We start from the raw sequence: 26,202 nt of genomic DNA, 5'->3' as shown, positions 1-26,202 counted from the left end.
CTGCTTGCGAGACGGGCCATCGATCCCCTACCCCGCTGCCATGACCGACCTGCCCGAAACCGCGCAACAGGCCGCCACCGAATTGGAGGCGCTCGCCGCTACGATCGCGCATCACAATCGTGCCTATCACACGCATGATGCGCCGGAGATCGCCGACGCGGCATATGATGCTCTGGTGCGCCGCAATGCCGCGATCGAAGCCGCCTTCCCCGATCTGATCCGCGCCGATACACCCAGTCGTCAGGTCGGCGCCGCGCCTGCCGGGCATCTCTCCAAAGTCGCGCATGCCCGTCCGATGATGAGCCTCGACAACGCGTTCGACGACAATGAGGTGCGGGAATTCGTCGCCCGCGTCCGCCGCTTCCTGCGCCTCGCCGAAGATGAGGCCGTGGCCCTGACTGCAGAAACCAAGATCGACGGATTGTCGTGTTCGCTGCGCTACGAAGCGGGCGTGCTGGTACAGGCGCTCACCCGTGGCGACGGCACGACGGGCGAAGACGTCACAGCCAACGTTCGTACGATCGACGACATTCCGCAGCACCTGCACGGCGACGCACCCGCGGTGTTCGAAATCCGCGGCGAAATCTATATGGCGAAGGCAAATTTCGCCGCCCTCAACAACCGTTTGCTCGCCGAAGCAGTCGATCCCGCCAAAGCGCGCCAATTCGCCAATCCGCGCAACGCCGCCGCAGGCTCGCTTCGACAGAAGGACGCCGGCGTCACCGCAAGCCGCCCGCTCAAATTCTTTGCGCACGGATGGGGAGAAGTGTCCGCACTGCCCGCAGATACACAATCGGGCGTGGTCGATGCGATCCGCAATTGGGGCCTTAAGATCGCCGAGGGCTTCACCCGCGTCGATACGGTCGAACAGGCACTCGCCGCCTACCGCACGATCGAGGCCAGGCGCGCCGACCTGCCCTTCGACATCGACGGCGTCGTCTACAAGGTGGATCGCCTCGACTGGCAGCAGCGGCTCGGACAGGTCGCCAAGTCCCCCCGTTGGGCGATCGCACACAAATTCCCGGCGGAACGCGCGCAGACGATACTCAATGCCATCGATATCCAGGTCGGGCGCACCGGCAAGCTGACCCCCGTCGCGCGACTGGAACCGGTCACCGTCGGGGGGGTCGTCGTCACCAACGCTACGCTGCACAACGCCGACGAAGTCGGGCGGCTGGGCGTGCATCCGGGCGATCGCGTCGTCCTGCAACGCGCGGGCGATGTCATCCCGCAAATCGTCGAGAACCTGTCGCGCGACGATGCGCGCGCGCGCTGGCCGTTTCCGACGCATTGTCCCGAATGCGGATCGACCGCCGAACGCGAGCCCGACGAGGTCGATTTTCGCTGCACCGGCGGCCTTATCTGCCCGGCCCAGCGGGTCGAGCGCCTGCGCCACTTCGCCTCCCGCCACGCCCTAGATATCGAGGGTTTGGGGATCACCAACATCGAAAGCTTCTTCCGCGATGGTCTGATCGGCACGCCAGCCGATATCTACCGTCTGACTGAGGACACCCTGCTTGCCCGTGAACGGTGGGCGATGGTGTCCGCCCGCAATCTGATCGCGGCGATCGATGCTAAGCGACGCCCCTCGCTCGATCGCTTCCTGTTCGCGCTGGGTATCCGTCACGTCGGCGAAGTCACCGCGCGCGACCTAGCCCGCCGTTGGACGAGTTGGACCGGGCTGATGGAGATGGTCGCGCGCGCCATCGCCGAACGCAACGCCACCCCGCCCGCGATCGGCGAAGCCGACGACAAGCATCGCGCCCGCGTGGCCAAGGCGCTGGCGACGGTAGTCGATACCAAGCAGGTCGGGCCGGAGGTCGCACTGGCGCTCGTCGATTTCTTCGCCGAACCCCACAACCGCGACGCGGTGTCCGACCTGTTGACGCAGGTCACGCCCGCCGATCTCGTCTGGGAGACCCGCGCCTCGCCGGTCAGCGGCAAGACGCTGGTCTTCACCGGCACGCTCGAAACGCTGAGCCGGGACGAGGCCAAGGCGCAGGCGGAAGCGCTGGGCGCGCGCATATCCGGTTCCGTATCCGCCAGGACCGATCTGGTCATCGCAGGTGCGAATGCGGGATCGAAGCTGAAGAAGGCGGCGGACTTGGGCGTAGCCGTCATTACCGAAGCGCAATGGTCTGAAATCGTGGCCGAAACGGCTTAAGACGTCGGTGCCTTTTTGGCGAACAAAACCACTGAAAGCGTGGCGTTTTTGCAACGCACAAAAAGGGAAGATGCACTGACGTCGTTCGCGACTCGCCAATGTCACAAACTCGCAATAATCAGCCGACATGGGCCGCGGCAACGGCACAACGACGAGCCGCGATTTCCGAGCGCCAAGCTCAAAGGGGACTAGACCAGATGCGTATGACATTCGCTTGCGGCGTGGCCTTCGCCGCGCTCATGATTCCGGGCGCGGCATTCGCCCAGTCGACCGGCTCGGCCGAAGCGGACAACGTGGGTTCGGGTGAGATCGTTGTCACCGGCGCGCGCGAAGCCGGCGTTGGCGGCGTGGACATTCCCAACACGTCGAAGAACAAGCAGGTCCTGAATCAGACCTTCATCTCGCGTCAGACGCCTGGTCAGACGATCAACGACATCATCAACCAGCTACCCGGCGTCAGCTTCCAGAACAACGATCCGTTCGGTTCGGCCGGCGGCACGCTTACCATCCGCGGCTTCGACGGCAGCCGCATCAGCCAGACGTTCGACGGCATCCCGCTAAACGACACCGGCAACTATGCGATCTACTCGAATCAGCAGCTGGACCCCGAGCTGATCGAGCAGGTCAACGTCAACCTCGGCGCGACCGATCCCGACTCGCCTACCGCCTCGGCTTCGGGCTCGACCGTCAACTACCGCACGCTGATCCCCACCGATGATTTCGGTGCGCGCATGGTCGGCTCGGTCGGCGATTACAGCTTCTTCCGCGTTTTCGGCCTGGTCAACACCGGCGTGTTCACCTCGTTCGGCACCAAGGCCTGGCTTTCGGCCTCGAGCGCGACCAACGACGTAGTGTTCAACAACTTCGGTAAGATCGAGAAGCAGCAGTATAACGCCAAGATCTATCAGCCGATCGGCAGCGGCAAGGATTTCATCTCGATCTCCGGCCACTACAACCAGAACCGTAATAATTTCTTCGGCTCCGCTCCGCTGCGTTACGACACCAACGTGCTCAGCCAGAACGTTCTTCCCGGCACGCCGACCCCGGCGAACCCCAACCCGACGCTCATCACCGGTGCCGTCCGCACCGCTGGCACCGGCAACACCAATCGCTTCCCGAACAGCCGCGACGAATTGCCCTATTCGATCGCACGTTGCCAGATCGACGTCGCCCAGGCTGGGGTCGCTGATACCCCCGCCATCGTCAACGCCCCCGGCAATTCGAACAATGGCAGCGGTTGCGGCACCAGCTTCGACGAGCGCTACAACCCGTCGAACACCGGCAATATCCGCATCAACTCGCGCTTCTCGCTCGGCGACAAGCTGACGCTGTTCGTCGATCCGAGCTACCAGTACACCAAGGCAAACGGTGGCGGCACGGTCACCGCCCGTGAATCGGGCTTCACCCGCACGACCGGCGTACCGATCGCCACGCCGCAATACGGCTTCATCGGCGGCCAATATTACTTCGGTCGCGACTTGAACGGCGACGGCGACGTGATCGATCAGGTGACGTTGCTCGCCCCCAGTCAGACCGAAACCAACCGCTATGGCGTGATCGCATCGCTGCGCTACGATTTCTCGGACTCGCAGAGCATCCGTGTCGGCTACACGCTCGACTATGGTCGCCACAAGCAGACCGGTGAGCTCGGCTACCTGCAGGCCAATGGCGTTCCCTTCGACGTATTCCCGGTCAACGACGGCATCGCCGCGGTCAACGGCGGCATCGTCCAGAAGCGTAACCGTCTGTCCAAGGCGATCCTGAATCAGGGCTTCGCGCAGTATATCGGCAACTTCTTCGAGGATAAGCTGCGCGTCGAGGCGTCGCTGACCGGCAAGTGGTTCAAGCGCGACCTGACCAACAACTGCTTCGTCACGGGTGCCAACGGCAATCTCGACTGCCTCGCTACGCCGGCGCAGAACACCGCCTATGCGGCCGCAAATCCCTATGTCGTGGGTGGGACGACGGCAGTTCCCACGATCACCGGATACGCCGCGCCGCAACAGCGCACGTACAAGTACGACAAGCTGCTGCCTGCTGGCGGCCTGACCTACTCGTTTACCGACGCGTTCTCGATCTTCGGAAATTACTCGAAGGGCATTCAGGTTCCCGGCACGGACAACCTGTATCAGGCGTTCTACTATCCGCAGAACACCACGCCTGCGAACCCGACGCCCGAGACCACCGACAACTTCGATGCAGGCATCCGCTACGCCGCTGGCCGCATCCAGGCATCGGTGGGTCCTTGGTACACGCGCTTCCAGAATCGTCTGGCCAGCGCCTATGACCTCGACACGCAGCAGACGATCTACCGCAACCTCGGTCGCGTCGACAAATATGGCGTCGATGCCAGCCTGACGTATCGCCCGATCAACGAACTGCTGGTCTATGTATACGGCTCGTACCTGAAGTCGGAGATCAAGAACGACGTCGAGATCGGTCGTTGCCCGACGACGCTGACGACGGCCAACACGACGATCAACTGCACGGTCGCAGGCGCTCCGATCCTCGCCCAGACGGCAGGCAAGCGTGAATCAGGTGCTCCGGTTTACACCTTCGGCGGTCGTATCCAGGCATCGCTGGGTCCGCTCGAACTCGGTGCACAGGCGAAGCGCACCGGTCGCCGCTACGTCAACGATCAGAACCTGGGCAACTTCGGCTGCACCACGGCGCTGCTGAACACGGTCTGCCCGACGATTGCCAACACCCCGGCAAACTTCACCGGTACACGTGGCTTCCAGGTACAGACGTGGGACGCAACCGCTGGTGGCTACACCGTCGTCGACTTCGACGCACGTCTGGCGCTCGACTGGGTCGGCATCGGCGGCAAGAACAAGACCTATCTCCAGCTCAACGTCGTGAACGCGTTCAACAAGTTCTACGTCGGCGGCTTCACGGGTGGTCAGACGCTCAGCGTCAACAACACCATCCCGTTCGTGCAGATCGGCAGCCCGCGGGCATTCATCCTGTCGCTGAACGTCGGCATCTAAACGGCTGGACCTGACTGGAAGACTGGGCCGCCGCTCCTTTGGGAACGGCGGCCCTTCTTTTTTGCACCCTGCCCCGCTGCCGTGTAGAGACCGCGGCGACATGGCGACCCTTCCCGCCCCACCCCGCCCCGCACTCAACGTGCGACCATTCTTCGAGAACAAGAGCCGCGCGTTCTGGACTTTGCAAGCAGTCGGCTGGACCGGCTACTTGCTGCTCCGCGGCGCATCGACGCTGACCAACCTGTCGCTCGACGTCATCATCCCGGTGATTTTCGAAGCGATTGTCGGCTATTGCGTCACGCTGCTGCTGTCGACGCTGTACGGCTATTTCCGGGGTTTGCCGCGCGCGCCTGGACTCATCCTGACGATTCTAGCCTTCGCCTTCGCCACGCTATTCTCCGCATTTCTCGACGCATTTACCTGGTCGCTCATCCAAAACGGTCAGCCGGGGGTCACGATTCCGCGCATGCTGGTGTCATTCTACGTCACCTTCACAGCGCTGTTCGGCTGGTCGGCGCTGTATTTCGGAATCAATTTCTACCTGATCGTCGAGGATCAAATCGACCAGATGCAGCATCTGGAGAATCAGGCGTCGTCGGCACAGCTCGCGATGCTGCGTTATCAGCTGAACCCGCACTTCCTGTTCAACACGCTTAATTCGATCTCAACGCTGGTGTTGCTGAAGCAAACCGAGCGGGCCAACGCCATGCTGAGCCGTCTGTCCTCGTTCCTGCGGTACACTCTCGCGAACGAGCCCACTGCGCATGTGACGGTCGCGCAGGAGGTGGAGACCCTGAAGCTGTATCTGGAGATCGAGAAAATGCGGTTCGAGGAGCGGCTGCGGCCGAAATTCGAGATCGATCAGGCTGCGGAACGTGCACGTTTGCCGTCGCTGCTGCTCCAGCCACTGGTTGAGAATGCGATCAAATATGCGGTCAGTACGCAGGAGGAAGGCGCGGAAATCTGCGTTCGCGTGCGGCTCGCCGGGGATCGCGTGCAGATCGGCGTATCCGACACCGGACCGGGTTTGCAGGACGGCCGTGCGATGCCAAGCCTTTCAACCGGCGTAGGTCTCCCCAATATTAGGGAACGGCTGATCCAGGCATACGGCCCGGATCACCGTTTCGAGACGCGTACCACGCCGGCTGGAGGCTTTTCGGTGGACATCGAAATACCCTTCCAGCTCGACGATCTGAGTAGAGAGGCCGCATGACGATCAGAACCATCCTGGTGGACGACGAACCACTCGCGATCCAGGGGCTGGAGCTAAGGCTTCAAGCGCATGATGATATCGAGATCATCGAAAAATGCTCCAACGGCCGCGAGGCGATCCGGGCAATCAAGACGCATAAGCCCGACCTCGTCTTCCTCGATATCCAGATGCCGGGCTTCGACGGCTTTTCTGTCGTGCAAGGCTTGATGGAGGTGGAGCCGCCGCTGTTCGTCTTCGTCACCGCCTATTCGGATCACGCGCTGCGGGCGTTCGAGGCGCAGGCGGTCGATTATTTGATGAAGCCGGTCGAAGAGTCCCGTCTTGCCGATACGATCGAACGCGTGCGGCAGCGGCTGAGCGAAAAACGCGGCGTCGAAGAGGTCGAGAAGCTGAAGGAGGTTCTCGCCGAGCATGCGCCTGAAGCGGCGGCGGACATGGCGGACGGCGGCGGCGATGCGGTCAGCGCGAATCGCTTCGAGAAGCTCATCAACATCAAGGATCGTGGCCAGATTTTTCGCGTCGACGTCGACACGATCGAGCGGATCGACGCGGCCGGCGATTACATGTGCATCTACACCGGGGACAACACACTGATCCTGCGGGAGACGATGAAGGATCTGGAGAAGCGTCTCGACCCCCGACGTTTCCAGCGCGTTCACCGGTCAACCATCGTCAACCTGGATCTCGTCAAGCAGGTGAAGCCGCACACGAATGGCGAGTGCTTCCTGGTGCTCGACTCGGGCGCGAGCGTTAAGGTCAGCCGCAGTTATCGCGACGTCGTGGCGCGTTTCGTCCACTAATGACGGGGCGGTCCGACGATGGACCGCCCGCTCTTCCGCTACAAGGCGCGTCGCCCGGTGAAGAGCTGGATAAGGCCGACGATGATCGCAATCACCAGCAGGATGTGAATCAACCCGCCAGCGATATTGAGGGACACGCCCAGCAGCCAGAGGATCAGCAGGATCACGGCGATCGTCCACAGCATCGGAAATCATCCCTTCCGGTGACGGCGACCGACACGGCCGCCACTGGAAACAAAACGTTACGAACACAAATTGCGTTCCTGCGATCTGAAGAAAACGTCGGGATTAGAGGCGCTTCACGTCAGCTATCTCATGAGTATCGCCGACGCGCGATCCCGTAGCCAGTCTACGGCGGCATCGTGAATGCCCGGCGCGGCGACCATGACGCCGAATGCGGTAGGATTGGGTTTGTTGTAGCGCAGCGAGGCGCCGGTCGCATCGCTGACGCCAGCCCCGGCCTCGCTCGCGATCACCGCAGCGCCGGCGATGTCCCATTCGTTCCCCCAACGGAGCGTGGCGACGAGATCAGCCTCGTCGGCGGCGACCATTGCCATGCGCAGGGCAATGGAATTCGGCTTGTGGACCATCACCAGATGTCGGTCGACCTTCGGTAGGGCATCCGTCGGAACACGCGCGCCGTTTAGCTCGATACGATTGCCAGCCCGCAAGCGGACGCCATTCCGCCAGGCCCCCTGCCCGACTGCAGCGCTCCATCGTTCCCCCCGCGCGGGCGCGTCGAGCACGCCAATGGTAGCCCGACCGTCCTCCACGAGAGCGATCGACACCGCCCAGCCTTTCCTCCCGCGGATATAATCGCGCGTACCGTCGATCGGATCGACCACCCAGACCTGCGCCTGCGCCAGCCGATCCGGACTGTCGACCGTCTCCTCGGACAGCCAGCCTGCGGCCGGCAGCAAGCCCGCCAACCGTGCGCGCAGCATCCGGTCGACATCCAGATCGACTTCGCACACCGGACTGCCCGGCGTCTTTTCCCAGCGCGAGAAATCCGTTCGCCAGCGAGCGAGCGCCATCTGTCCCGCCTCATGCGCGACCTGAGCGACGGCGGCCGTCAGATCGGCGCGGGGATCAGCCACCCGCGACGGTCATGCCATCGATGCGCAACGTCGGCACGTTGGTGCCATACCGGAATTCGAGATCGTTGGCTGGTGTCAGAGCGCGGAACATGTCCTTCAGATTGCCTGCGATCGTGAACTCGGCAACCGGGTCGGCGATCTGTCCACCGACGATGCGGAAGCCCGCTGCGCCGCGGCTATAGTCGCCGGTGACGCCGTTGACGCCCTGCCCGATCAGTTCGGTGACGTACACGCCATCGGCAATATCGGCGATCAAGGTGGCGACCGGCACGTCGCCTGCCTCCATGTAGAGATTGCTGGGCGAAACGCCGGGCGATCCACCGACGCCGCGAGCGGCGTGGCCGGTCGGCTCTAGGCCCAGCTGCCGTGCCGAACCGCTGTCCAGCAACCAGCTCTCCAGCATCCCATTCTCGATCAGCGCCACCGGAGACACCGACAGGCCCTCGCCGTCGAAGGGACGTGACCGCAGGCCATGGGGCCGGTGCGGATCGTCTCGCACGGTGACGCCGTCCGCGAACACCTGAGTACCCAGTGCGTTGAGCAGGAAGCTGGTCTTGCGTGCGATCGCCTGCCCGGAAATGGAGCCGGTGAGGTGGCCGAGCAACGACGAACCGACACGCGGATCGAGCACGACCGGCATCGGTCCGCTGGCGATCCGGCCCGGATTGATCCGCGCCACCGCACGCTCGCCGGCGCGACGACCGATATCGGCAGCCGATTCAAGATGCGCGCGCTTGCGGGCGGCGTGGTGCGCGTAATCGCGCTCCATGCCATTCGCCGCGTCGCCAGCCAGCACGCTTGCCGACAGGCTGTAGGCGGTAGCGGCATAGGCTCCGGCAAACCCGTGGCTGGTCGCCAGCGCCCAAATCGACCGGGATGCGCTGGCGCCACCACCCTCGCTATTGGTCACGCCGGGCACGGCGCGGGCGGTGTCTTCTGCCTCCAGCGCCAACTCGCGCAGTTCGGCGGGGGTCAGCGTGCCACCGTCATCGAGATCGAGCAGCGGCGGCGCGCCGTTCATCAGACGATCCTGCGGGGCAAGGCCGGACCATTTGTCTTCGGGCGCTTCGCGCGCCATCGCAACGGCCCGCTCGACCAGGGCCGAAACGGCGTCATCAGAAAGATCGGAGGTCGAAACGCTGGCGGAACGCCGGCCGACGAAAACACGCAGCCCGAGTTCTTCGCTTTCCGACCGTCCGACATCCTCCAGCGCGCCGAGGCGGACTGAAAGATCAATCGATGCATCGGCGGCAAAGACCGCGTCGGCGGCATCCGCTCCGGCGCGTGCGGCAAGGGCTACGATATCGGCTGCGCGATCGCGCGCCTGATCAGGTGTCAGCATGGTTGCGGACTTAGGGATATGGGGGACGCGATGCTAGAGGCTGCGCGCCGCCTTCATGGTCTTGCGAACGCCGTCCGGACCCATCCGGAGGGCGGCGCCTGCGTCCACCACGGCGATCCTCACCCTGCCGACAAACCCACGACGGCGCAGGCAAGGAACATCAGCAGGCCGGCGAAGCGGTTGCTGCGGAAGCGCGCGAGGGCGTTGTCGCCATCATTGGGTATCAGCGTCGCGACTTGCCAGATCAGCTGGGCACCGACCGGCAGCAGGGCCAGTACAGCCAGCGCGTCAGGCCGGACCTGCCAGATGGCGACGCCCCAGAATGCGATCGCAATCGCATAAAACGCGGCAGTGCCGCCTTTGACGTGCGAGCCCATCCGTAATGCGGAGGAGCGCACGCCGATCATGGCGTCGTCCTCGCGATCTTGCAGCGCGTAGATGGTGTCATATCCGATCACCCATGCCACGCAGCCGGCGTACAGCAGCCACATCGGCAGGGAGAGATCGCCTGCGACCTCGCTCCACCCGACCAGCGCCGCCCAGGAGAAGACGAGGCCCAGCCACGCCTGCGGCCACCAGGTGATCCGCTTCATGAAGGGATAGACAGCGACGGGGGCAAGGCTCGCGACCGCGACAATCGCGGCAATGGCCCGCAGTTGCAGCAGCACGACCAAGCCGGCGAGGCAGAGCAGGAGCAGCCAGACCCAAGCGAGTTTGACGGATATCAGGCCGCTTGGGATTGGCCGCGCACGCGTGCGGGCGACCTGCCCGTCCAGATCGCGATCGACGATGTCGTTGTAGACGCAGCCAGCCCCGCGCATCGCGATGCTGCCGATGAGAATCCAGCAGATCAACGGCCAGTGCGAGACCGCACCACCAGCAAGGGCCACCGCCCAGGCGCCTGGCCAGAACAGCAGCCACCAACCGATCGGACGATCGAGCCGGGCGAGCAACGCGAGGCCGCGCGGTAGTGGCGGCAGACGCCCGACGAGGCCACGATGTTCGCTGTCGGGGACGATCTGGTCGGAACGGGGTTCGGCTAGCATCGTCCGTCTTTGGCGTGTTCGTGGCCATGACGGCAAGGAGGATCGGAAATTGCCTCGCTATCGCCGCGATGTTGCGGCAATCGGATGACGATGATCGGATTATCGGTGGCCGTCGGGCGTTTCGTGGAGGCGCTATTCTGGGCGATCTTGCGCGTGGCGGGGGTCGTTACATTCGCCGTGGTCGGGGTCGCGATGGCGGCGTTGCTGGTGTGGATCATCGCACGGAAGCTATGGGTGCGGCAACGCGATCGGCAGGCGAAGCGCGGAGAGCGCCCATGACCGCAACCCCTGCATGGCCGCCGCAGTCGACCCCGCGCCTGTTCGTCGATCAGCGGCTGGAGGCCGGGCCGCTGCGCATCGATGGGCCGGCAGCGCATTATTTGGTGTCCGTAATGCGCATGGCGCCGGGCGATCCGTTGAAGTTGTTCGACGACCAGACGGGCGAATGGCTGGCCATTGCGGCTCAGGTCGGCAAGCGCGATCTTAACGTCGACGTGTCGACATGTTTGCGCGCACGGGAGCCGGTTCCCGACCTATGGCTATGTTCGGCGCCGCTGAAGAAGGGCCGGGTCGACTGGTTGGCCGAGAAGGCGTGCGAGCTGGGCGTCGATCGGCTGGTGCCGGTGCTGACGCAACGGACAATAGTGGATCGGCCCAAGCTCGATCGGCTGCGCAGCCATATGATCGAAGCAGCGGAACAGTGCGCACGTACGGCGTTGCCGGCGCTGGCCGAGCCGGTGAAGCTGGCGGCATTGCTGAGAGATTGGCCGGCCGGACGGACGTTATTCTTCGCCGACGAAACGGGCGGAGTGCCTGCGCTAAAGGCGATGCGTTCGCGCCCCGGCCCCGCAGCGATCCTGATCGGACCGGAGGGGGGCTTCACATCGGACGAGCGCGAGGCGATTCGCGCGCATCCTCAGGCGGTTGGCGTAGGTCTGGGACCCCGCATCCTGCGCGCCGACACGGCGGCGGCGGCGGCAGTGTCGCTGTGGATGGCGGCGGCGGGCGACTGGTAGGAAGTCTGGCTGGCGTACCCGTTCATCCGCGCGTAAGGGCGCGAACATGACGACCAAGACCGAGACCGTGAAGAACTCGCCGATCATCGAGTCGCGCGAGCAACTCATCGCCAGCTTCGCGCGGGGCGAAAAGCCGCGCGACCGCTGGCGGATCGGAACGGAGCACGAGAAATTCGTCTATCGCACCCGCGATCACGCCGCACCGAGTTGGGACGAGGCCGGCGGCATCCGCGACCTTCTCATCGAGCTTCAGCAATATGGCTGGCAAGCCGTTGAGGAAGGAGGAAACCTGATCGCGCTGACCGGCGCGGACGGCAGCGTCAGCCTGGAACCGGCGGGACAGTTCGAACTGTCCGGCGCGCCGCTGGAGAATTTACACCAGACCTGTGCCGAAACCGGCCGGCATCTGGAACAGGTGAAGGCGGCGGGAGAGAAGCTGGGCATCGGTTTTCTCGGCCTCGGCATGTGGCCCGACAAGCGGCGCGACGAGTTGCCGATCATGCCCAAGGGCCGATACGCGATCATGCTGCGGCACATGCCGCGCGTCGGCAGCATGGGCCTCGACATGATGCTGCGGACGTGCACGATCCAGGTCAATCTGGATTATGCGTCGGAAGCGGATATGGCGAAGAAGTTTCGCGTCGGGCTGGCGCTGCAGCCGATGGCGACCGCGCTGTTCGCCAATTCGCCCTTTACGGAGGGCAAGCCGAACGGCTTCCTGTCGTATCGCAGCCATATCTGGTCGGATACAGATCCGGCGCGGACAGGCATGCTGCCGTTCGTGTTCGAGCAAGGCTTCGGGTACGAACGCTACGCCGATTACATGCTCGATGTGCCGATGTACTTCGTCTATCGCGATGGGCGCTACATCGATGCGGCCGGGCTCTCGTTCCGCGATTTCCTGCGTGGCGAATTGAGCGTGCTGCCGGGCGAGAAGCCGACGCTGGACGACTGGAACGACCATCTGTCGACCGCCTTTCCGGAAGTGCGTCTGAAGACGTTCCTCGAGATGCGGGGCGCGGATGGTGGGCCGTGGAACAAGATTTGCGCGCTGCCGGCGTTCTGGGTCGGATTGCTGTACGACGACGACGCGCTGAATGCCGCGTGGGATCTGGTGAAGGACTGGAGTATCGAGGATCGCCAGACGCTGCGTGATGCGGTGCCGAGGCTGGCGCTGGATGCCCCGTTGCCGGGTGGCGGGCGGCTCGGCGATATCGCAGGCCAGGTGCTCGACATCGCGCACGCCGGGCTGGCGGCGCGGGCGCGCGGCAATTTCGCCGGAGATAACGAGACCGGGTTCCTCGATCCGCTGCGCGAAGTCGTGCGATCGGGCAAGGTGCCGGCGCAGGTGTTGCTCGATCGGTACAACGGCGACTGGGCGGGTGACCTCAGCCGGGTGTATGACGAGGCGAGTTTCTGACCTTACCTCGGCATCCCCCCCGGGTTCCCGTGTGACGGGGAGTTCCTAGCCGAGCCCCAACGCCGCCCTCGCTACCCGCTCCAGTTCCGGGTCCAGCGGCGGTGGTGTCATGTCGACATTCGCTTCCAGCTGGTCGGCCACGGCGGTCAAAGCGTGGATACGGGCGGACTTCTTGTCGTTGCCGTTGATCACCACCCATGGCGCGCCGCCAGTGTCGGTACGAGCGAACATGTCGTGCATCGCGTCGAGATAATCCTGACGCCGTGACCGGTTGCGGTAATCGTCGAGGCCGGTCTTCCACCGCTTCCACGGGTCGTCGAGCCGGTCCTTCAGGCGCTTGTCCTGTTCGACCTGAGACACGTGGACGAACAACTTGACGAGCGTAGTGCCGCCCTCGACTGTCTCAGCTTCGAAGGCGTTGATCTCGTCATAGGCGTGGCGCCATTCCGCCTCGGTCGCATATCCCTCGACCCGCTCGACGAGGACGCGGCCGTACCAGCTGCGGTCGAAGATCGTGACGTTGCCCGGTTCGGGCAGGCGCGTGCGGAATCGCCAAAGGAAATCGTGCGATTTTTCCACCGCCGTGGGGGCGGCGATCGGATAGACCTCGAAATGGCGTGGGTCCCAGTCGGCGGTGAGGCGCTGGATGATGCCGCCCTTCCCCGCGGCGTCCCACCCTTCCAGCATGATCACGGCGCGCCGACCATGAATGATATAGGCGACGAGGATCCTTTCCAGCCGGTCCTGCAACGCGGCCAGATCGCGCTTGTAGTGATCCTTGTAGGGTCTGGTCTTCTCATAATCCGACAGATCGATCACGCGCGTGCCCCTCTTCAACCTTCGTTCGGTACGTGAACGCGCCAGCCGCCGCGGCGGCGCAGGACGAACCAGTAATAGGCCGCCGAGCCGACGATCTGCACGCCGGTCATGATCAGGCCGGGACGCCCCTCTTCCAGGTCGAACCAGCTCGTCCACACGACATAGGCCAGTGCGATGAGGGTTATGACCGGGGCCATCGGATACCATGGCATGCGATAGCGCGCGTGATCGGTCGTGCCGCTGCGCCGTCCGACGATCGCCGCCACCGCGATGCCGGCGTAGATCGCAACGAGGCCGGTGCCGCTGAGCACCAGCAACAGGGTGAGCGGCAGGAAGCAGCACGCCACTCCCACCCCTCCGACGATCAGCGTGCCGATCCACGGCGAGCCGAAGCGGGGATGGATCTGCGTCATCCAGCGGTCCAGCGGTCGGCCCCAGCTGCCGTCGCGGGCGGTGCCGTAGAAGAAGCGGGAACAGGCGAGGATACAGGCGATGATGGCGTTGACGATGGCGATGACGACGCCGATCGCGATCGCATCCGCAAGCCAGCCGTCGCCACGCATCCGCGCGATGAGGCCGAACGGATCGTCGGCGGTCACCAGCGTGTGCAGGTCGGGCGCCCCCATCAGCACGGCGACCGTCGGCACGATCTCGAACAACAGGGTCAGGACGAGGCTGGCGAGGATCGCGCGCGCGATGAGGCGGGACGGTTCGCGCATCTCTTCGCCGAAATAGACTGCGGCGCCGTAGCCGTTGAGCGCGAAGATAGCGATCGAGGTGGCAAGGCCGATCGCGGCGGGTGACGAGGGCACCAATGCGGCGGCCTGCGGCATGACCGGGGCGGACAGGAATTCACCGAACGGGCGGACAATATCCGACCAGCCGAGCACGATCACGGCGAGCAGCGCCAACACTTCCCCGAGAAGAAAAAGCCCCGTGACCCAGGCATTGATGCGGATCTGAAGCAATGCGACGAGGGTCGACGCGGCGACCACCGCTACCGCGACAGGAATTTCCGGCAATCCGGGATAAACCGTCGACAACACCGCACTGATGCCAAGACCGGCAACGGGCGGGAAGAACAGGTTGTTGAAGACGTTGACGCCCAGCATCACGAACCCGGCGAGCGGTCCCAGCGTCTTGGCGACGGCGACATATTCGCCGCCAGCGACGGGCCATGCACTCGACAGTTCGGCATAGACGAAGGCAGTGGCGACGCAGACGATCCCGGCAAGGATCATCGCCCAGATCGCGCCGGTGCCGGCGACCTGCAACATGCCGGGGATGATGACGAATACGGACGACGCAGGCGTTGCCACCGACAGGGTGAGAAACAGGACGCCCATGACGCCAAGGCTGCGGACGAGCGGCGTCGGCGGTGCCGGTAATAGCTGATCGTCCAACATATCGCCTGCCCCCTAGCGCGACAGGCGTGTTGGCATGGTTAACGACGAACTGCCAGTCTCGCCATCGCTGGACAACGCTTTAGCGTTACGTGATCGATGGCGTCGATTGCGAGGGCGATCGGGGGAATTCTGTGATGATGAGACAAGCCACGCTTCTGGCAGCGACGGTGATCGGCGTGCTGGCAGGACAGACGGCTGCCGCGCAGACGCCGTCTTTCGATCCACGCTCATGGAAGCGCGATATCGCGGGACCGAAGACACAGGTACTGGTGCTCGGGTCGTCGCACCTCAGCAATCTGAAGGGGTTTCAGCCGGCGTGGATGACCTCCACGCTCGACAAGCTGGCCGTCTACAAGCCGACCGTGGTCACGATCGAGGCGCTGTCGGGCGAACAATGCGACGTGCTGCGCCGCTATGCGACCATCTATCTCGGGATGGCGGACCAATATTGCGTCTCCGTCGAGGCGGCGCACAAGGCGACGGGACTGGATCAGGCGACCGCGGTCGCGCAGATGGAAGGCAATGCTGGCGACGTGGCCGGCTGATCCGCGGCCCGGGGCGCGGCGGCGGTTGGCGAGTATCATGCTTGGCTGCCGGTGAACCCGCGTCGGCACTGGTCCAGTGGCTGCGCCTGCCGGAGGCGGAGCGGCGCGAGGGCGACGGGCTGAACGATGTGCTGGTGAAGCGCCTGCGCAACGTGGATGGTCTGGCGAACGAGAATTATCAAATCGGCGCGAGGCTGGCGGCGCGATGCGGTCTGGAGCGCGTCCAAGCGGTGGACGATCACACCGCGGACGCGGTTCATAGCGAGGAACCGGGTTTCGGCGTCGCGATCAAGCGCATCTGGTCGGGCCCTAACAAGGCCGTCGCGACGGCGCAGGCCCAGCCATTCGACAATGCCGCGGATATGCTCGCGACTTACCGCATGTCGAACAGCGTCCGCTTCCAGCGCGATTCGATCGAGAGCGATTTCGGCGTATCGATCAAGGACAAGACGCCGGAATATTGGGGCCGCCGCTACGTCGGCTGGTGGGAGGTGCGCAACCTGCGCATGGTCGCCAACATCCGCGCCGCTTTCGCGACCCAGCCCAGCGCGCGGGTGCTGCCGGTCGTCGGATCGTCGCACAAGGCGTATTTCAATGCCTATCTCGACATGATGCACGAGGTGCAACTGGTCGACGCGGAGGCGATCCTTCGCTGATCCGACCGCGGCACCGGGAACACCGGTGCCGCGGTCGATGCATCAGCCCGCCTTCGGCGCCTCGATCTGCGGCGCGACCCGCAGGTTCAGCTCCTTCAACTGCTTGGGCGTCGCGAAGTTCGGCGCGCCCATCATCAGGTCCTCCGCCTTCTGCGTCATCGGGAAGACGATGACCTCGCGGATGTTGGGCTCGTCCGCCAGCAGCATGACGATCCGGTCGATCCCCGGTGCGGAACCACCATGCGGCGGCGCGCCGAACTTGAACGCGTTGATCATGCCGGCGAAATTCGTGTCGACATCGGCCTGCGTATAGCCCGCGATCTCGAACGCCTTGTACATGATCTCGGGGCGATGGTTCCGGATCGCTCCCGACGACAGCTCCACGCCGTTGCAGACGATGTCGTACTGATAGGCGAGGATGTCGAGCGGGTCCCTGGTTTCCAGCGCCTCCATCTCGCCCTGCGGCATCGAGAACGGGTTGTGGCTGAAGTCGACCTTCTTGTTGTCCTCGTCATACTCGAACATCGGGAAGTCGACGATCCAGCAGAATTCGAACCGGTTCTGGTCGATCAGCCCGAGCGTCTCGCCGACCCGCGTGCGCGCCAGCCCCGCAAGCTTCGCCGCCTGCGATTCCTTGCCCGCGGCGAAGAACAAGCCGTCGTCCGGCCCCAGGCCGAGCGCGTCGGCCATCGCCGTCATCTTGTCCTCGCCATGGTTCTTGGCGATCGGCCCGCCCCATTCGCCGCCCTTGCGCGTCGCATAGCCGAGGCCGGCGAACCCTTCCGACTGCGCCCAGCCGTTCATGTCGTCGAAGAACTTGCGGCTCCTGTCGGCGGTGCCCGGCGCCGGGATCGCGCGGACGACGTCGCCCCCCTCGACGATCGAGGCGAAACGGCCGAAGCCCGACCCGACGAAATGCTCGCTGACGTCGGTGATCAGGATCGGGTTGCGCAGGTCGGGCTTGTCGTTGCCGTATTTCAGCATCGATTCGCGATACGGAATGCGCTTGAACGGCAGCGGCGACACGCTGCGCCCCTTGCCCTGCCAGTCGGCGAACTCCTCGAACACGCCATGCAGCACCGGCTCGATCGCCTGGAACACGTCCTCCTGCGTGACGTAGCTCATCTCGAAATCGAGCTGGTAGAATTCGCCCGGCGAACGATCGGCGCGCGCATCCTCGTCGCGGAAGCACGGCGCGATCTGGAAATACCGATCGAAGCCCGCCACCATCAGCAGCTGCTTGAACATCTGCGGCGCCTGCGGCAGCGCGTAGAACTTGCCCGGATGCACCCGCGACGGCACCAGATAGTCGCGCGCGCCCTCCGGCGACGACGCGGTCAGGATCGGCGTCTGGAATTCGGTGAAGCCCTGCCCGATCATCCGCTGGCGGATCGACGAAATCACCTTCGACCGCAGCATGATGTTCTGGTGCAGCCGCTCGCGACGCAGGTCGAGGAAGCGATAGCGCAGACGGATGTCCTCGGGATATTCCTGGTCGCCCGCGACCGGCATCGGCAGCTCCTGCGCATGGCTCTGCACGTTGGCGGCCTGCGCAAAGATCTCGATCGCACCGGTGGCGAGGTTCGGGTTCACCGTCGCCTCCGACCGCGCCTTCACCAGTCCGTCGATCGTCACCACCGATTCGACCCGCAGCGATTCGAGCGTCGCCAGCGCCGGCGAATCGCTATCCGCGACGATCTGGGTGATGCCGTAATGGTCGCGCAGATCGACGAACAGCACGCCGCCGTGATCGCGCTTGCGATGCACCCAGCCCGACAGGCGAACGGTGTCGCCGACGTTGCTCGCGGTCAGCGCGGCGCAGGTGTGGGTGCGATAGGCGTGCATGGTCGTTTTCTTCCGGCAAGATGCGGGCTGTATGATGGGCCGGCGCTTCCCTCCCCATCCCCTCTTTGTCAACCCGCGCGGCTGTGGCTATGGACGGAGCCATGCATATCCACCCGTTGATTACAGACAGCGCGACCCTCGCCAATCTCTGTGCCCGCCTCGCCGACGCCGACTTCATCACCGTCGATACCGAATTCATGCGCGAGAGCACCTATTACCCCGAACTCTGCCTGATCCAGATCGCCGACGTGAACGAGGCGGCGGCGATCGACCCGATGGCGCCCGGCCTTGACATGACGCCGCTGCTCGAACTGCTGACCGACAACGAGGACGTGCTGAAGGTCGTCCACGCCGGCGGGCAGGATATCGAGATCATCTACAATCTCACCGGCAAGACCCCCCACCCGCTGTTCGACACGCAGGTCGCGGCCATGGCGCTGGGTCAGGGCGAACAGATCGGCTATTCCAACCTCGTCGATAGCTGGCTTGGCATCGTCGTCGACAAGGGCGCGCGCTTCACCGATTGGGCGCGCCGGCCGCTGGATGCGCGCCAGATCGAATATGCGATCGGCGACGTCACGCACCTCGCTAAAATATTCCCGATGATGCTGGAACGGCTGCGCAAGACCGGGCGCGGCGTTTGGCTGGACCAGGAGATGGAGCGGCTTGCCGATCCCGCGAATTACGCCAACGATCCCGATCAGGCGTGGAAGCGCGTCCGCATCTCGGGCCGCAAGCCCGACGTGCTCGGCCGTCTGAAGGCACTGGCGCGCTGGCGCGAGCTGGAGGCGCAGGGCAAGGACCTGCCGCGCGGCCGCATCGTCAAGGACGAGACGCTCGGCGACCTCGCCGGCCATCCGCCGCGCAAGCAGGCCGACCTCGCCAAGGTGCGTGGCCTGTCCGCCACCTGGGCGTCGAACGACATCGGCGCGCGGCTGATGGCGGCGCTGGAGAATGCGGCGCCGCTGTCGGCCGACGAACTGCCGCCGCGCGACGACCGCAAGCCGGGGCTCGGCAAGGACGGCTCGCTCGTCGCCGACCTGCTCAAGCTGCTGCTCAAGATCCGCTCGCGCGATATCGACGTGGCGTCGAAGCTGCTGGCCCGGACCGATGAATTGGAGGCGCTCGCCGCCGGTGTACGGACGGGGCTGCCGATGCTGGAGGGCTGGCGCTACGATCAGTTCGGCCGCGATGCGCTCGATCTGGTCGAGGGCCGGCTGGGCTTTGCGGTCAAGGGCGGCAAGCTCAAGATGACGCGGACGGAGGAAGCGGCATGATACGGACGATGGCTTTGGTGCTGCCGGTGCTGGTGGCAGGATGCGCGACGATGGAGGCCCCGGCCGCGCCGCGCGGACCGTGCGTGGTCGACGAGAAGGCCAAGCTTCGCTTCGCAGGGGTCAAGTTCCGCGAGCGGATGCGACCGGAGATCGAGCGCGCGACCAATTCGGCGATCTCACGCGTGCTGCGCCCGGGCGACGCCGCGACGAAGGATTTCCGCGTGGATCGGCTGAACATCATGCTCGACGACGGTGGGCAGATCGACGGCTTGAACTGCGGGTAAGTGCTTAAGGCTGGTTCACGCGAAGCCGCGAAGTAGCAGGACGCGCCATCGCCGCGGCAGCGGCCTGGAAAATAAAGCGCGAACCGCGCCGTCCCAAACGCTTCGCGCCTTCGCGCCTTCGCGTGAAGATCCACTGCTGCGGCCCTGGCTTCGGGGCAAGCGCCTTCGTGAGAAGAAGGTTGATTCGCGCGGAGGCGCGGAGACGCGGAGAAGAAGAGCGGTTCAGGCCGCGCGCAGCGCTCCGATCATGATGGTGTTGCCGGGCAAAGCGGTCATGAAGGCCGCCGACGCGGCGGCGCATCCCTCTTCTTCTCCGCGTCTCCGCGCCTCCGCGCGAACCAACCTTCTTAAGACTCCGCCACAACCGAAGCCTTCCGCTTCAAAGCCCCCGCCAACGCAACATGCCGACGCTCGACCGTCTCGGCGTAAAGCGGCCTGTCCTGCGCCGACAAAACCAAAGCAACCTGCCCCGGCTTCAACCCCAACGACGCACGCTGCAACGGCCCCGCCAGTCCCCCGCTGAACCGCTGGCCCAGCCGGATCGCCAGCCCCCACACGATCGCCAGCGCGATCTGCCCCGCGTTGGCAAGGCCGGTGAGCATCGGATGCGGGACGGTGCTGCCGCCCAGACTGGTGTGCAGCGCCTGCGCCAGCATCGCGCGTTCGGACGCGTCGATCGCCACCCAATTGCCGTGCAGGGCGATTTCGAACCCACGCTCGTCGCGAAACTCCGGATTGGCCCGCCAGCCGGTGTCGGCGAGCAGGCACGCGGCATGCCGGATACGCACCAGCGACGGATCGTCGTCGGCGAACAGGGGCGCGATCCAGTCCGCGAGCAGGTCGCCGTGCTCGGGGAACCGGCCGAGCAACCGCCCTTCCTCGCGCGTGGCGACGATCAGCGGGTCGAGCGCACGCGTCTGCGCATCGAGCGCGGCGTAGAGCAGCCCCTCGCGCAACCCCGAACTCGATGCGATCGCGCTCGCCGATCCGAGCTCGCGCATCACCACCCCCAACAGCGCGGTCGCATCGCCTAGCTGTCCGGCGCGGGCGGACGACATGCCCGGCACCGCGCGCAACCGCTGCTTCGACAGATGCGCGATACTCCGCGCCAACCGGCCGACCGTCTCCGGCGCCAGTGCATAGCCGTGGATAATCGGCAGCGGATAATGCGTCAGGCTCATGTCGAGCCGGGCGAGCGCACGCCACGATCCGCCGACCATGTACAACGGCAGCCCCCGCCCGCACCCCGCCCAGCCCGCGTCGCGGATCAGCCGCGTCACATGGCGGTCGAATCCGGGACCGCGCCCCTGCCGCAACGCCGCGATACGCAGCACGCCGAGCGGGAAGGAAATCCGGTCGGTCACCGTCCCGGCCACCACGCGCACGAGTTCCAGACTGCCGCCGCCGAGGTCACCGACGATCCCGTCCGCATCGGGGATCGCCGACAACACGCCCATGCCCGACGCCGTCGCCTCCTGCTCGCCGGAGAGCAATTCGACGGTGAGGCCCAGATCGCTCGCCGCCTCGATCAGGCGATGGCCGTTGCTCGCATCGCGCACCGCGGCGGTGGCGACGGTGCGGACCGGCGCCTCCATCTCCCGCGCGACCGCAGCGAAGCGCCGCAACGCACCGATCGCCAGCGCCATGCTGTCGCCATCGATCGCGCCCGTCGCGGCAAGGCTGCGGCCGAGCCCCGCCATCACCTTTTCGTTGAACAGCGTCGCAGGCACGCGGGGATGGCCCTGGTACACGACCAGCCGGACGGAATTCGAACCGATGTCGACGATGCCGGTGCGGGGATAGGCTTTGGTCACGTCGACGCCCTCGCCACCCCGGACATATTCCGCGGTCCACTCATCCACCAGGGGATCGCGTAAACCACCCGCTTCCGGCTGCGCCGCGACGTGAACTCCGGAGCCAATCGGCAGTCATCCACTCCGAACATGTATGGCTCCCCTCCCTGGAAGGGAGGGGTTGGGGGTGGGTAGGCCAGCGAGGATGCCACAGTGGTGCCCCATGCACCGACCCACCCCCGGCCCCTCCCTTTCTGGGAGGGGAGAGAGCTTGTAGTCGAAAGAGCCGACCACCGAACCCATCTGGGGTGACGGCGACATTGGGGCGGGTGCAAAAGAACCATTCGTCCGGTTGTGGCGGGTCCGGCCTCCACCAACAACCCGCTATCGTTTCCGCCGCAGCGCCAGCGTCGGCACCGCATTGCTCTCCGCCAGCGCCGCGCCACGCCCCGACAGCGACGGGTTGGTCATGAAGTACCGGTGCAGGTTGAACGGCTTGTCCCCGGGAATCTCACGGACATAGCGGCCGTCCGGCTCCAATTCCCAGCTCTGCTCGCTGTCGATCAGATTGGCGACCATCACCTGATCGAGCACCTGATCGTGCACCGTCGGGTTCTCGATCGGCAGCATATATTCCACCCGCCGGTCGAAATTGCGCGGCATCCAGTCCGCCGACGAGATGAATACCCGCGCATCGTCGTTCGGCAATGCCGCGCCGTTGCCGAAGCAGAAGATGCGGCTGTGTTCCAGAAATCGACCGATGATCGATTTGACGCGGATATTCTCCGACATGCCGGGGACGCCGGGCCGCAGACAGCAGATGCCGCGGATGATCAGCTCGATCTGCACCCCCGCCCCGCCCGCCTCGTACAATTTATCGATGATCGCGGGGTCGACGAGGCTGTTCATCTTGGCCCAGACCGCGCCATCCTTGCCGGCGCGGGCATTGGCGATCTCGACGTCGATCAGGTCGAGCAGCTTCTGCCGCAGGTCGCGCGGGGACAGGCTCAGCTTGGTGATGTCGGTCGGTTCGACGTAGCCGGTGACGTAGTTGAACATCTGCGCCGCATCGCGGCCCATGCGCGGGTCGGCGGTGAAGAACGACAGATCGGTGTAGATGCGCGCCGTCACCGGATGATAATTGCCGGTGCCGAAGTGGCAATAGGTGCGGAACTGCCCGCCTTCGCGACGGACCACCATCGATACCTTGGCGTGGGTCTTCCATTCGAGGAAGCCGTAGACGACCTGAACGCCGGCGCGCTCCAGCGCGCTCGCCCAGAGGATGTTCTGCTCCTCGTCGAAGCGCGCGCGCAATTCGACCACCGCGGTCACCGACTTGCCCGCCTCGGCCGCCGCGATCAGCGCATTGATGACCGCGGGCTGCTTGCCCGCGCGATACAGCGTCTGCTTGATCGCGATGACGTCGGGATCAAGTGCCGCCTGCTTCAGGAAGGCGAGAACGACGTCAAACGTCTCATACGGGTGATGGACGACGATGTCCTTCGACCGGATCGCCGCAAAGCAATCGCCGCCAAATTCACGAATACGCTCGGGGAAGCGGGGCACGAAGGGAAGAAATTTGAGGTCGGGCCGGTCCTCGTCGATCACCGCATCAAGATCGCCGATGCTGAGCAGGTTACCGCTTTCGGTGATCGTGGCGTCGGCCCCGCCCAGTTCGTCGCGCAGCACCTGCGCCAGCGCATCGGGCATGCCGGTTTCGAGTTCGAGCCGGATAACGCGACCGCGACGGCGACGCTTGATCGCGTTGGCGAAGTAGCGGACGAGGTCCTCCGCTTCCTCGTCGATCTCGATGTCGCTGTCGCGCAGAACGCGGAAGGCGGCGGCGCCGACGAGCGTGTAGCCGGGGAACAACACCGGGGCGAAACGCTTCAGCAGCGCCTCGATCGAAACGTAGCGCGCCGGCTCGCCCGGCAGCCGCACGAACCGCGGCGCACTCGCCGGGATCATCACCAGTTCGCGCACCGGTTCGCCATCCGAATCGCGGACGACGTCGAACATCACCGACAGCCCCTTGTTGGGGATGAACGGGAACGGATGCGCCGGATCGAGCGCCTGCGGGGTGAGAATCGGAAATATCTGTTCGCGGAAGTGCGTCTCCAGCCACTCCGCGGCCTCGGCATCCACCTCGTCGCGGCGCAGGACGTGCAAGCCGGCTTCGTCGAGCAACGTACGCAGGTCGCCCCACACCGCCTGTTGGCTGGCCATCAGTGCATCAGCCTCGGTCGTGATCGCCGCAAGCTGCTGCCCCGGCGTCAAACCGTCCGACGAACGCCGGTCGACGTCCTTCATCTGCTGGCCCTTTAGACCCGCGACGCGGACCATGAAGAATTCGTCGAGGTTGTTGCCGGAGATCGACAGGAACCGCAGCCGTTCCAGCAACGGATGCGCCGGATTGCATGCCTCTTCCAGCACCCGCCGGTTGAACGCCAGCCACGACAGCTCGCGGTTAAAATAGCGGTCGTTGACCTCCGGAACGAAGGGGTCGTCGTCTGCAGCGGATAGGTGCGAGAGGTGGGCTGGGCGTGTCATGTTTACGTCATAGGCAGCAACGGTTGCGGTTGCGTGACGATCCCCGCGGCGGTCAAAACAGTTCGCGCCAGCGGAATGGACAAGCGCTTGTGGCTCTCCAGCACCTCCTGATCCAGCGCATCGACGACACGTTGCACGACGATATGACTGCGCTCGATCCGCGTACTGAGCCACGTCACCAGATCGGGGCGCGCATCAAGGCCGCGGCGCTGGAAGAGATGTTCGAGCAGCGCCGCGATCAGTTCGTCATCGGGCGCGCCGATCGCCGCATGAGGACTGGCCGCCAGACGGGATTTAAGGTCGGGCAACCGCACCCCCCAAGACGGCGGCAACGCATCGGCGACGATGATGAGCGGGCGCCGTTCGGCCTGCGCCTGATTCCAGGCATGGAATATCTGCGTTTCGGGCACATTCTCAGCATCATCGATAATGCTACCTTGGCTCTTGGCGGCGAAGATGCGTGCGAGCAGGCTGCGACCCGACTTCCGCGGGCCGGTGAGTACGGCGGCCATCACGGGCCAGGTCGCCCAATGTTCTAAAGTCTGCGCCGCGCGCAGGTTGGAATTGGTGATGAGGAAGGCGTCGTCCTTTGGGTCCGCCGGCCATCCCAGAGGAAGCGCGAGCTGGTTGGTCATCGACGTTAGCCTACGGGTCTGTCGTCTGTCGGCAGGTTTGGTGGCAGCAATTGCGGTGCCCGGCGGATGCGGAGCGTCTGGCCCGAGCCGGTGACCTGATAGCCGCGCACCTCCAGCGCCGCCCGCAGCGAATCGGGGTCGCCATCGAATGTCACCCGCATCAGAGACAGCCCGCCGAGTGCGAGGCTGGTGGTGGTAGCAGAGCGGACGCCGGCGATACCGCGAACCAGTCCTTCGGTGTTGGCGACGGCGCTGGCGCCCGGCGTATCGAACTGGATAGTCACTGCGATACCGGCACTGGCTGGCGCGGTGTCGCCGACGATCTCCGCCAGCGTCTCCCCACCGCTCTCGTCATCGACGGCGGCAGGATCGACGACCGGTTCGGGTTCCGGCGGCGGCGACAATGTCGGGTCGAAGCCCAGTGCGCCGCTGCGAAGCGCCTGTTGATAAAGCGCATCCATCCGCGTGACGCCGGTGTCGAGCAACTGCGGCAAACCCGCCGCGCTGCCGACCCGCAGCGTGAAACTGCCCACCAGTGTGTTGTCGGGGCCATGTCGCGCCTGGAACACGCCGATGATCGGGCCGCCGGGATAGCTGCGATACAGCCGAACCACCGGGATCAGAATATCCGATGCACCATATTGGTCGATGATCGTCCGCCACCAACCGCGGCCGGGCCGCGCGATCTGACCCGCGTTGAGCAGCAGCGAATCGGCGCCAGTGCCGGACGGGCGAACGTAATCGACCGTACTGTTACCGGTTCGGAAGCGTGCCCACGCCTCCTGCCAGTCATTGCGCTGTTCGAAGACGGTTTCGACACCCGCCGACACCTGCAGCGGCACGACGAGCATCGGGCGAGAACGATCGGAATAGGCGCTGATGCCCAGCACCGACGCCGCCCGACCGCGATCGAACAACACGCCAAGCTTAGCGATATAGCGCGTCGGCCCGATCTGTTCGTTCTCGACGACGATACCCGACACCAACTGATCGAGCGTACCGTCCGACACAAGCCCACCGCCGCCGCCGAGCCGTCGCGACAGCTGAACCCAGGCCTTGCGCTGCGCCAGCCGCCAGCCGCCCAGTCGTGCGGCCTCCGCCGTCTTTGCGGCGACATCGACGCTGACTCCACTCACCTCGAAATCACCCGAACTGTCGATCGGCGCGACCCCGCGGCCGCCCTCGATCTGGGCATACGCGCCCGCGCCGAGAAGCAATGCGGCACCGGCCAGCGAGGAAAACAGGGTACGGTTGCGCATGTCGCCCGCCTTTTGGCGAAGCCGACACGGAAAACCAAGCGGGAT

Annotated in this window: 22 protein-coding genes; 11 read left to right on the top strand and 11 right to left on the bottom strand. The window is 65.0% G+C overall.

Translation table 11 applies throughout. From position 1 onward, the window contains the following. Window positions 1-40: 40 nt before the first annotated feature. The 4 genes from ligA to NF699_01715 all read left to right on the top strand — a co-directional run bounded on the left by ligA (window position 41) and on the right by NF699_01715 (window position 7,167). The gene (gene ligA / locus NF699_01730) at window positions 41-2,164 is read left to right on the top strand and encodes an NAD-dependent DNA ligase LigA (GenBank protein USU05447.1); all 2,124 of its coding nucleotides are present in this window, start codon (window positions 41-43) and stop codon (window positions 2,162-2,164) included. A gap of 203 nt (window positions 2,165-2,367) precedes the next feature. Further along, on the top strand, window positions 2,368-5,154 hold the full coding sequence (locus tag NF699_01725; GenBank protein USU06958.1) for a TonB-dependent receptor: 2,787 nt from the start codon (window positions 2,368-2,370) through the stop codon (window positions 5,152-5,154). Between the two features lie 100 nt (window positions 5,155-5,254). Further along, complete coding sequence (locus NF699_01720) at window positions 5,255-6,367, top strand: histidine kinase (GenBank protein ID USU05446.1); 1,113 nt, start codon at window positions 5,255-5,257, stop codon at window positions 6,365-6,367. Then, the gene (locus NF699_01715; GenBank protein USU05445.1) at window positions 6,364-7,167 is read left to right on the top strand and encodes a LytTR family DNA-binding domain-containing protein; all 804 of its coding nucleotides are present in this window, start codon (window positions 6,364-6,366) and stop codon (window positions 7,165-7,167) included. Before NF699_01720 ends, NF699_01715 begins: the two co-directional genes overlap by 4 nt. A 38-nt stretch (window positions 7,168-7,205) precedes the next feature. Here NF699_01715 and NF699_01710 read toward each other — a convergent pair whose 3' ends face one another. The 4 genes from NF699_01710 to ubiA form a co-directional block, all read right to left on the bottom strand. Further along, window positions 7,206-7,352 carry a lmo0937 family membrane protein gene (locus tag NF699_01710; GenBank protein USU05444.1) on the bottom strand — a complete coding sequence of 49 codons (147 nt, stop codon included), beginning with the start codon at window positions 7,350-7,352 and terminating at the stop codon, window positions 7,206-7,208. Between the two features lie 123 nt (window positions 7,353-7,475). Further along, a complete protein-coding gene (locus tag NF699_01705; GenBank protein USU05443.1) occupies window positions 7,476-8,264 on the bottom strand; it encodes a 3'(2'),5'-bisphosphate nucleotidase CysQ in 789 nt (262 codons plus the stop codon). Then, window positions 8,257-9,606 (bottom strand): TldD/PmbA family protein, encoded by a 1,350-nt coding sequence (locus NF699_01700; GenBank protein USU05442.1) that lies wholly within the window; start codon window positions 9,604-9,606, stop codon window positions 8,257-8,259. The genes NF699_01705 and NF699_01700 overlap by 8 nt, the downstream gene beginning before the upstream one ends. Window positions 9,607-9,725: 119 nt before the next feature. Further along, window positions 9,726-10,652, bottom strand: a complete 927-nt coding sequence (ubiA, locus tag NF699_01695; GenBank protein USU05441.1) for a 4-hydroxybenzoate octaprenyltransferase — start codon at window positions 10,650-10,652, stop codon at window positions 9,726-9,728. 90 nt (window positions 10,653-10,742) lie between these two features. Between ubiA and NF699_01690 the strand changes: the two genes are divergently transcribed. Genes NF699_01690 through NF699_01680 form a run of 3 tightly spaced genes read left to right on the top strand, consistent with a single transcriptional unit; the run spans window position 10,743 to window position 13,088 of the window. Continuing rightward, complete coding sequence (locus NF699_01690) at window positions 10,743-10,931, top strand: hypothetical protein (GenBank protein ID USU05440.1); 189 nt, start codon at window positions 10,743-10,745, stop codon at window positions 10,929-10,931. Continuing rightward, entirely contained in the window at window positions 10,928-11,668 is a 741-nt protein-coding gene (locus NF699_01685) for a 16S rRNA (uracil(1498)-N(3))-methyltransferase (GenBank protein ID USU05439.1), read from the top strand. Before NF699_01690 ends, NF699_01685 begins: the two co-directional genes overlap by 4 nt. A 46-nt stretch (window positions 11,669-11,714) precedes the next feature. Further along, complete coding sequence (locus tag NF699_01680; protein ID USU05438.1) at window positions 11,715-13,088, top strand: glutamate--cysteine ligase; 1,374 nt, start codon at window positions 11,715-11,717, stop codon at window positions 13,086-13,088. A 45-nt stretch (window positions 13,089-13,133) separates the two neighbouring features. Here NF699_01680 and NF699_01675 read toward each other — a convergent pair whose 3' ends face one another. Together NF699_01675 and NF699_01670 are read right to left on the bottom strand one after the other, a co-directional pair. Beyond that, a complete protein-coding gene (locus NF699_01675; GenBank protein ID USU05437.1) occupies window positions 13,134-13,907 on the bottom strand; it encodes a polyphosphate kinase in 774 nt (257 codons plus the stop codon). A 14-nt stretch (window positions 13,908-13,921) separates the two neighbouring features. After that, complete coding sequence (locus NF699_01670; GenBank protein ID USU05436.1) at window positions 13,922-15,313, bottom strand: APC family permease; 1,392 nt, start codon at window positions 15,311-15,313, stop codon at window positions 13,922-13,924. Between the two features lie 134 nt (window positions 15,314-15,447). Between NF699_01670 and NF699_01665 the strand changes: the two genes are divergently transcribed. Both NF699_01665 and NF699_01660 read left to right on the top strand, forming a co-directional pair. Further along, window positions 15,448-15,858, top strand: a complete 411-nt coding sequence (locus tag NF699_01665) for a hypothetical protein (protein ID USU05435.1) — start codon at window positions 15,448-15,450, stop codon at window positions 15,856-15,858. Window positions 15,859-15,899: 41 nt separating this feature from the next. After that, window positions 15,900-16,514 (top strand): DUF5694 domain-containing protein, encoded by a 615-nt coding sequence (locus NF699_01660; GenBank protein ID USU05434.1) that lies wholly within the window; start codon window positions 15,900-15,902, stop codon window positions 16,512-16,514. Window positions 16,515-16,556: 42 nt separating this feature from the next. Here the strand turns inward: NF699_01660 and aspS are convergent, their stop codons facing one another. Further along, entirely contained in the window at window positions 16,557-18,359 is a 1,803-nt protein-coding gene (aspS, locus tag NF699_01655; GenBank protein USU05433.1) for an aspartate--tRNA ligase, read from the bottom strand. Window positions 18,360-18,460: 101 nt separating this feature from the next. On the opposite strand from aspS, the gene rnd reads away from it, so the two are divergent. Next, window positions 18,461-19,636 (top strand): ribonuclease D, encoded by a 1,176-nt coding sequence (gene rnd / locus NF699_01650; protein ID USU05432.1) that lies wholly within the window; start codon window positions 18,461-18,463, stop codon window positions 19,634-19,636. A gap of 8 nt (window positions 19,637-19,644) precedes the next feature. Next, window positions 19,645-19,920: an I78 family peptidase inhibitor gene (locus NF699_01645; protein ID USU05431.1), complete on the top strand. Its 276-nt coding sequence runs from the start codon at window positions 19,645-19,647 to the stop codon at window positions 19,918-19,920. A 347-nt stretch (window positions 19,921-20,267) separates the two neighbouring features. Here the strand turns inward: NF699_01645 and NF699_01640 are convergent, their stop codons facing one another. From NF699_01640 to NF699_01625, 4 genes are all read right to left on the bottom strand, one after another. Further along, a complete protein-coding gene (locus NF699_01640) occupies window positions 20,268-21,734 on the bottom strand; it encodes a Ppx/GppA family phosphatase (protein USU06957.1) in 1,467 nt (488 codons plus the stop codon). 363 nt (window positions 21,735-22,097) lie between these two features. Continuing rightward, entirely contained in the window at window positions 22,098-24,263 is a 2,166-nt protein-coding gene (locus NF699_01635; GenBank protein USU05430.1) for an RNA degradosome polyphosphate kinase, read from the bottom strand. 2 nt (window positions 24,264-24,265) lie between these two features. Continuing rightward, a complete protein-coding gene (locus tag NF699_01630) occupies window positions 24,266-24,898 on the bottom strand; it encodes a chromosomal replication initiator DnaA (GenBank protein USU05429.1) in 633 nt (210 codons plus the stop codon). Window positions 24,899-24,903: 5 nt separating this feature from the next. Then, window positions 24,904-26,157 carry a heavy-metal-associated domain-containing protein gene (locus NF699_01625; protein ID USU05428.1) on the bottom strand — a complete coding sequence of 418 codons (1,254 nt, stop codon included), beginning with the start codon at window positions 26,155-26,157 and terminating at the stop codon, window positions 24,904-24,906. Between the last annotated feature and the right edge of the window lie 45 nt (window positions 26,158-26,202).

Source organism: Sphingomonadaceae bacterium OTU29LAMAA1, assembly GCA_024072375.1.
Lineage (GTDB): Bacteria > Pseudomonadota > Alphaproteobacteria > Sphingomonadales > Sphingomonadaceae > Sphingomonas.
The sequence above is the reverse complement of the archived record's forward strand: the minus strand, read 5'-3'. Positions and strand labels throughout refer to the sequence as shown.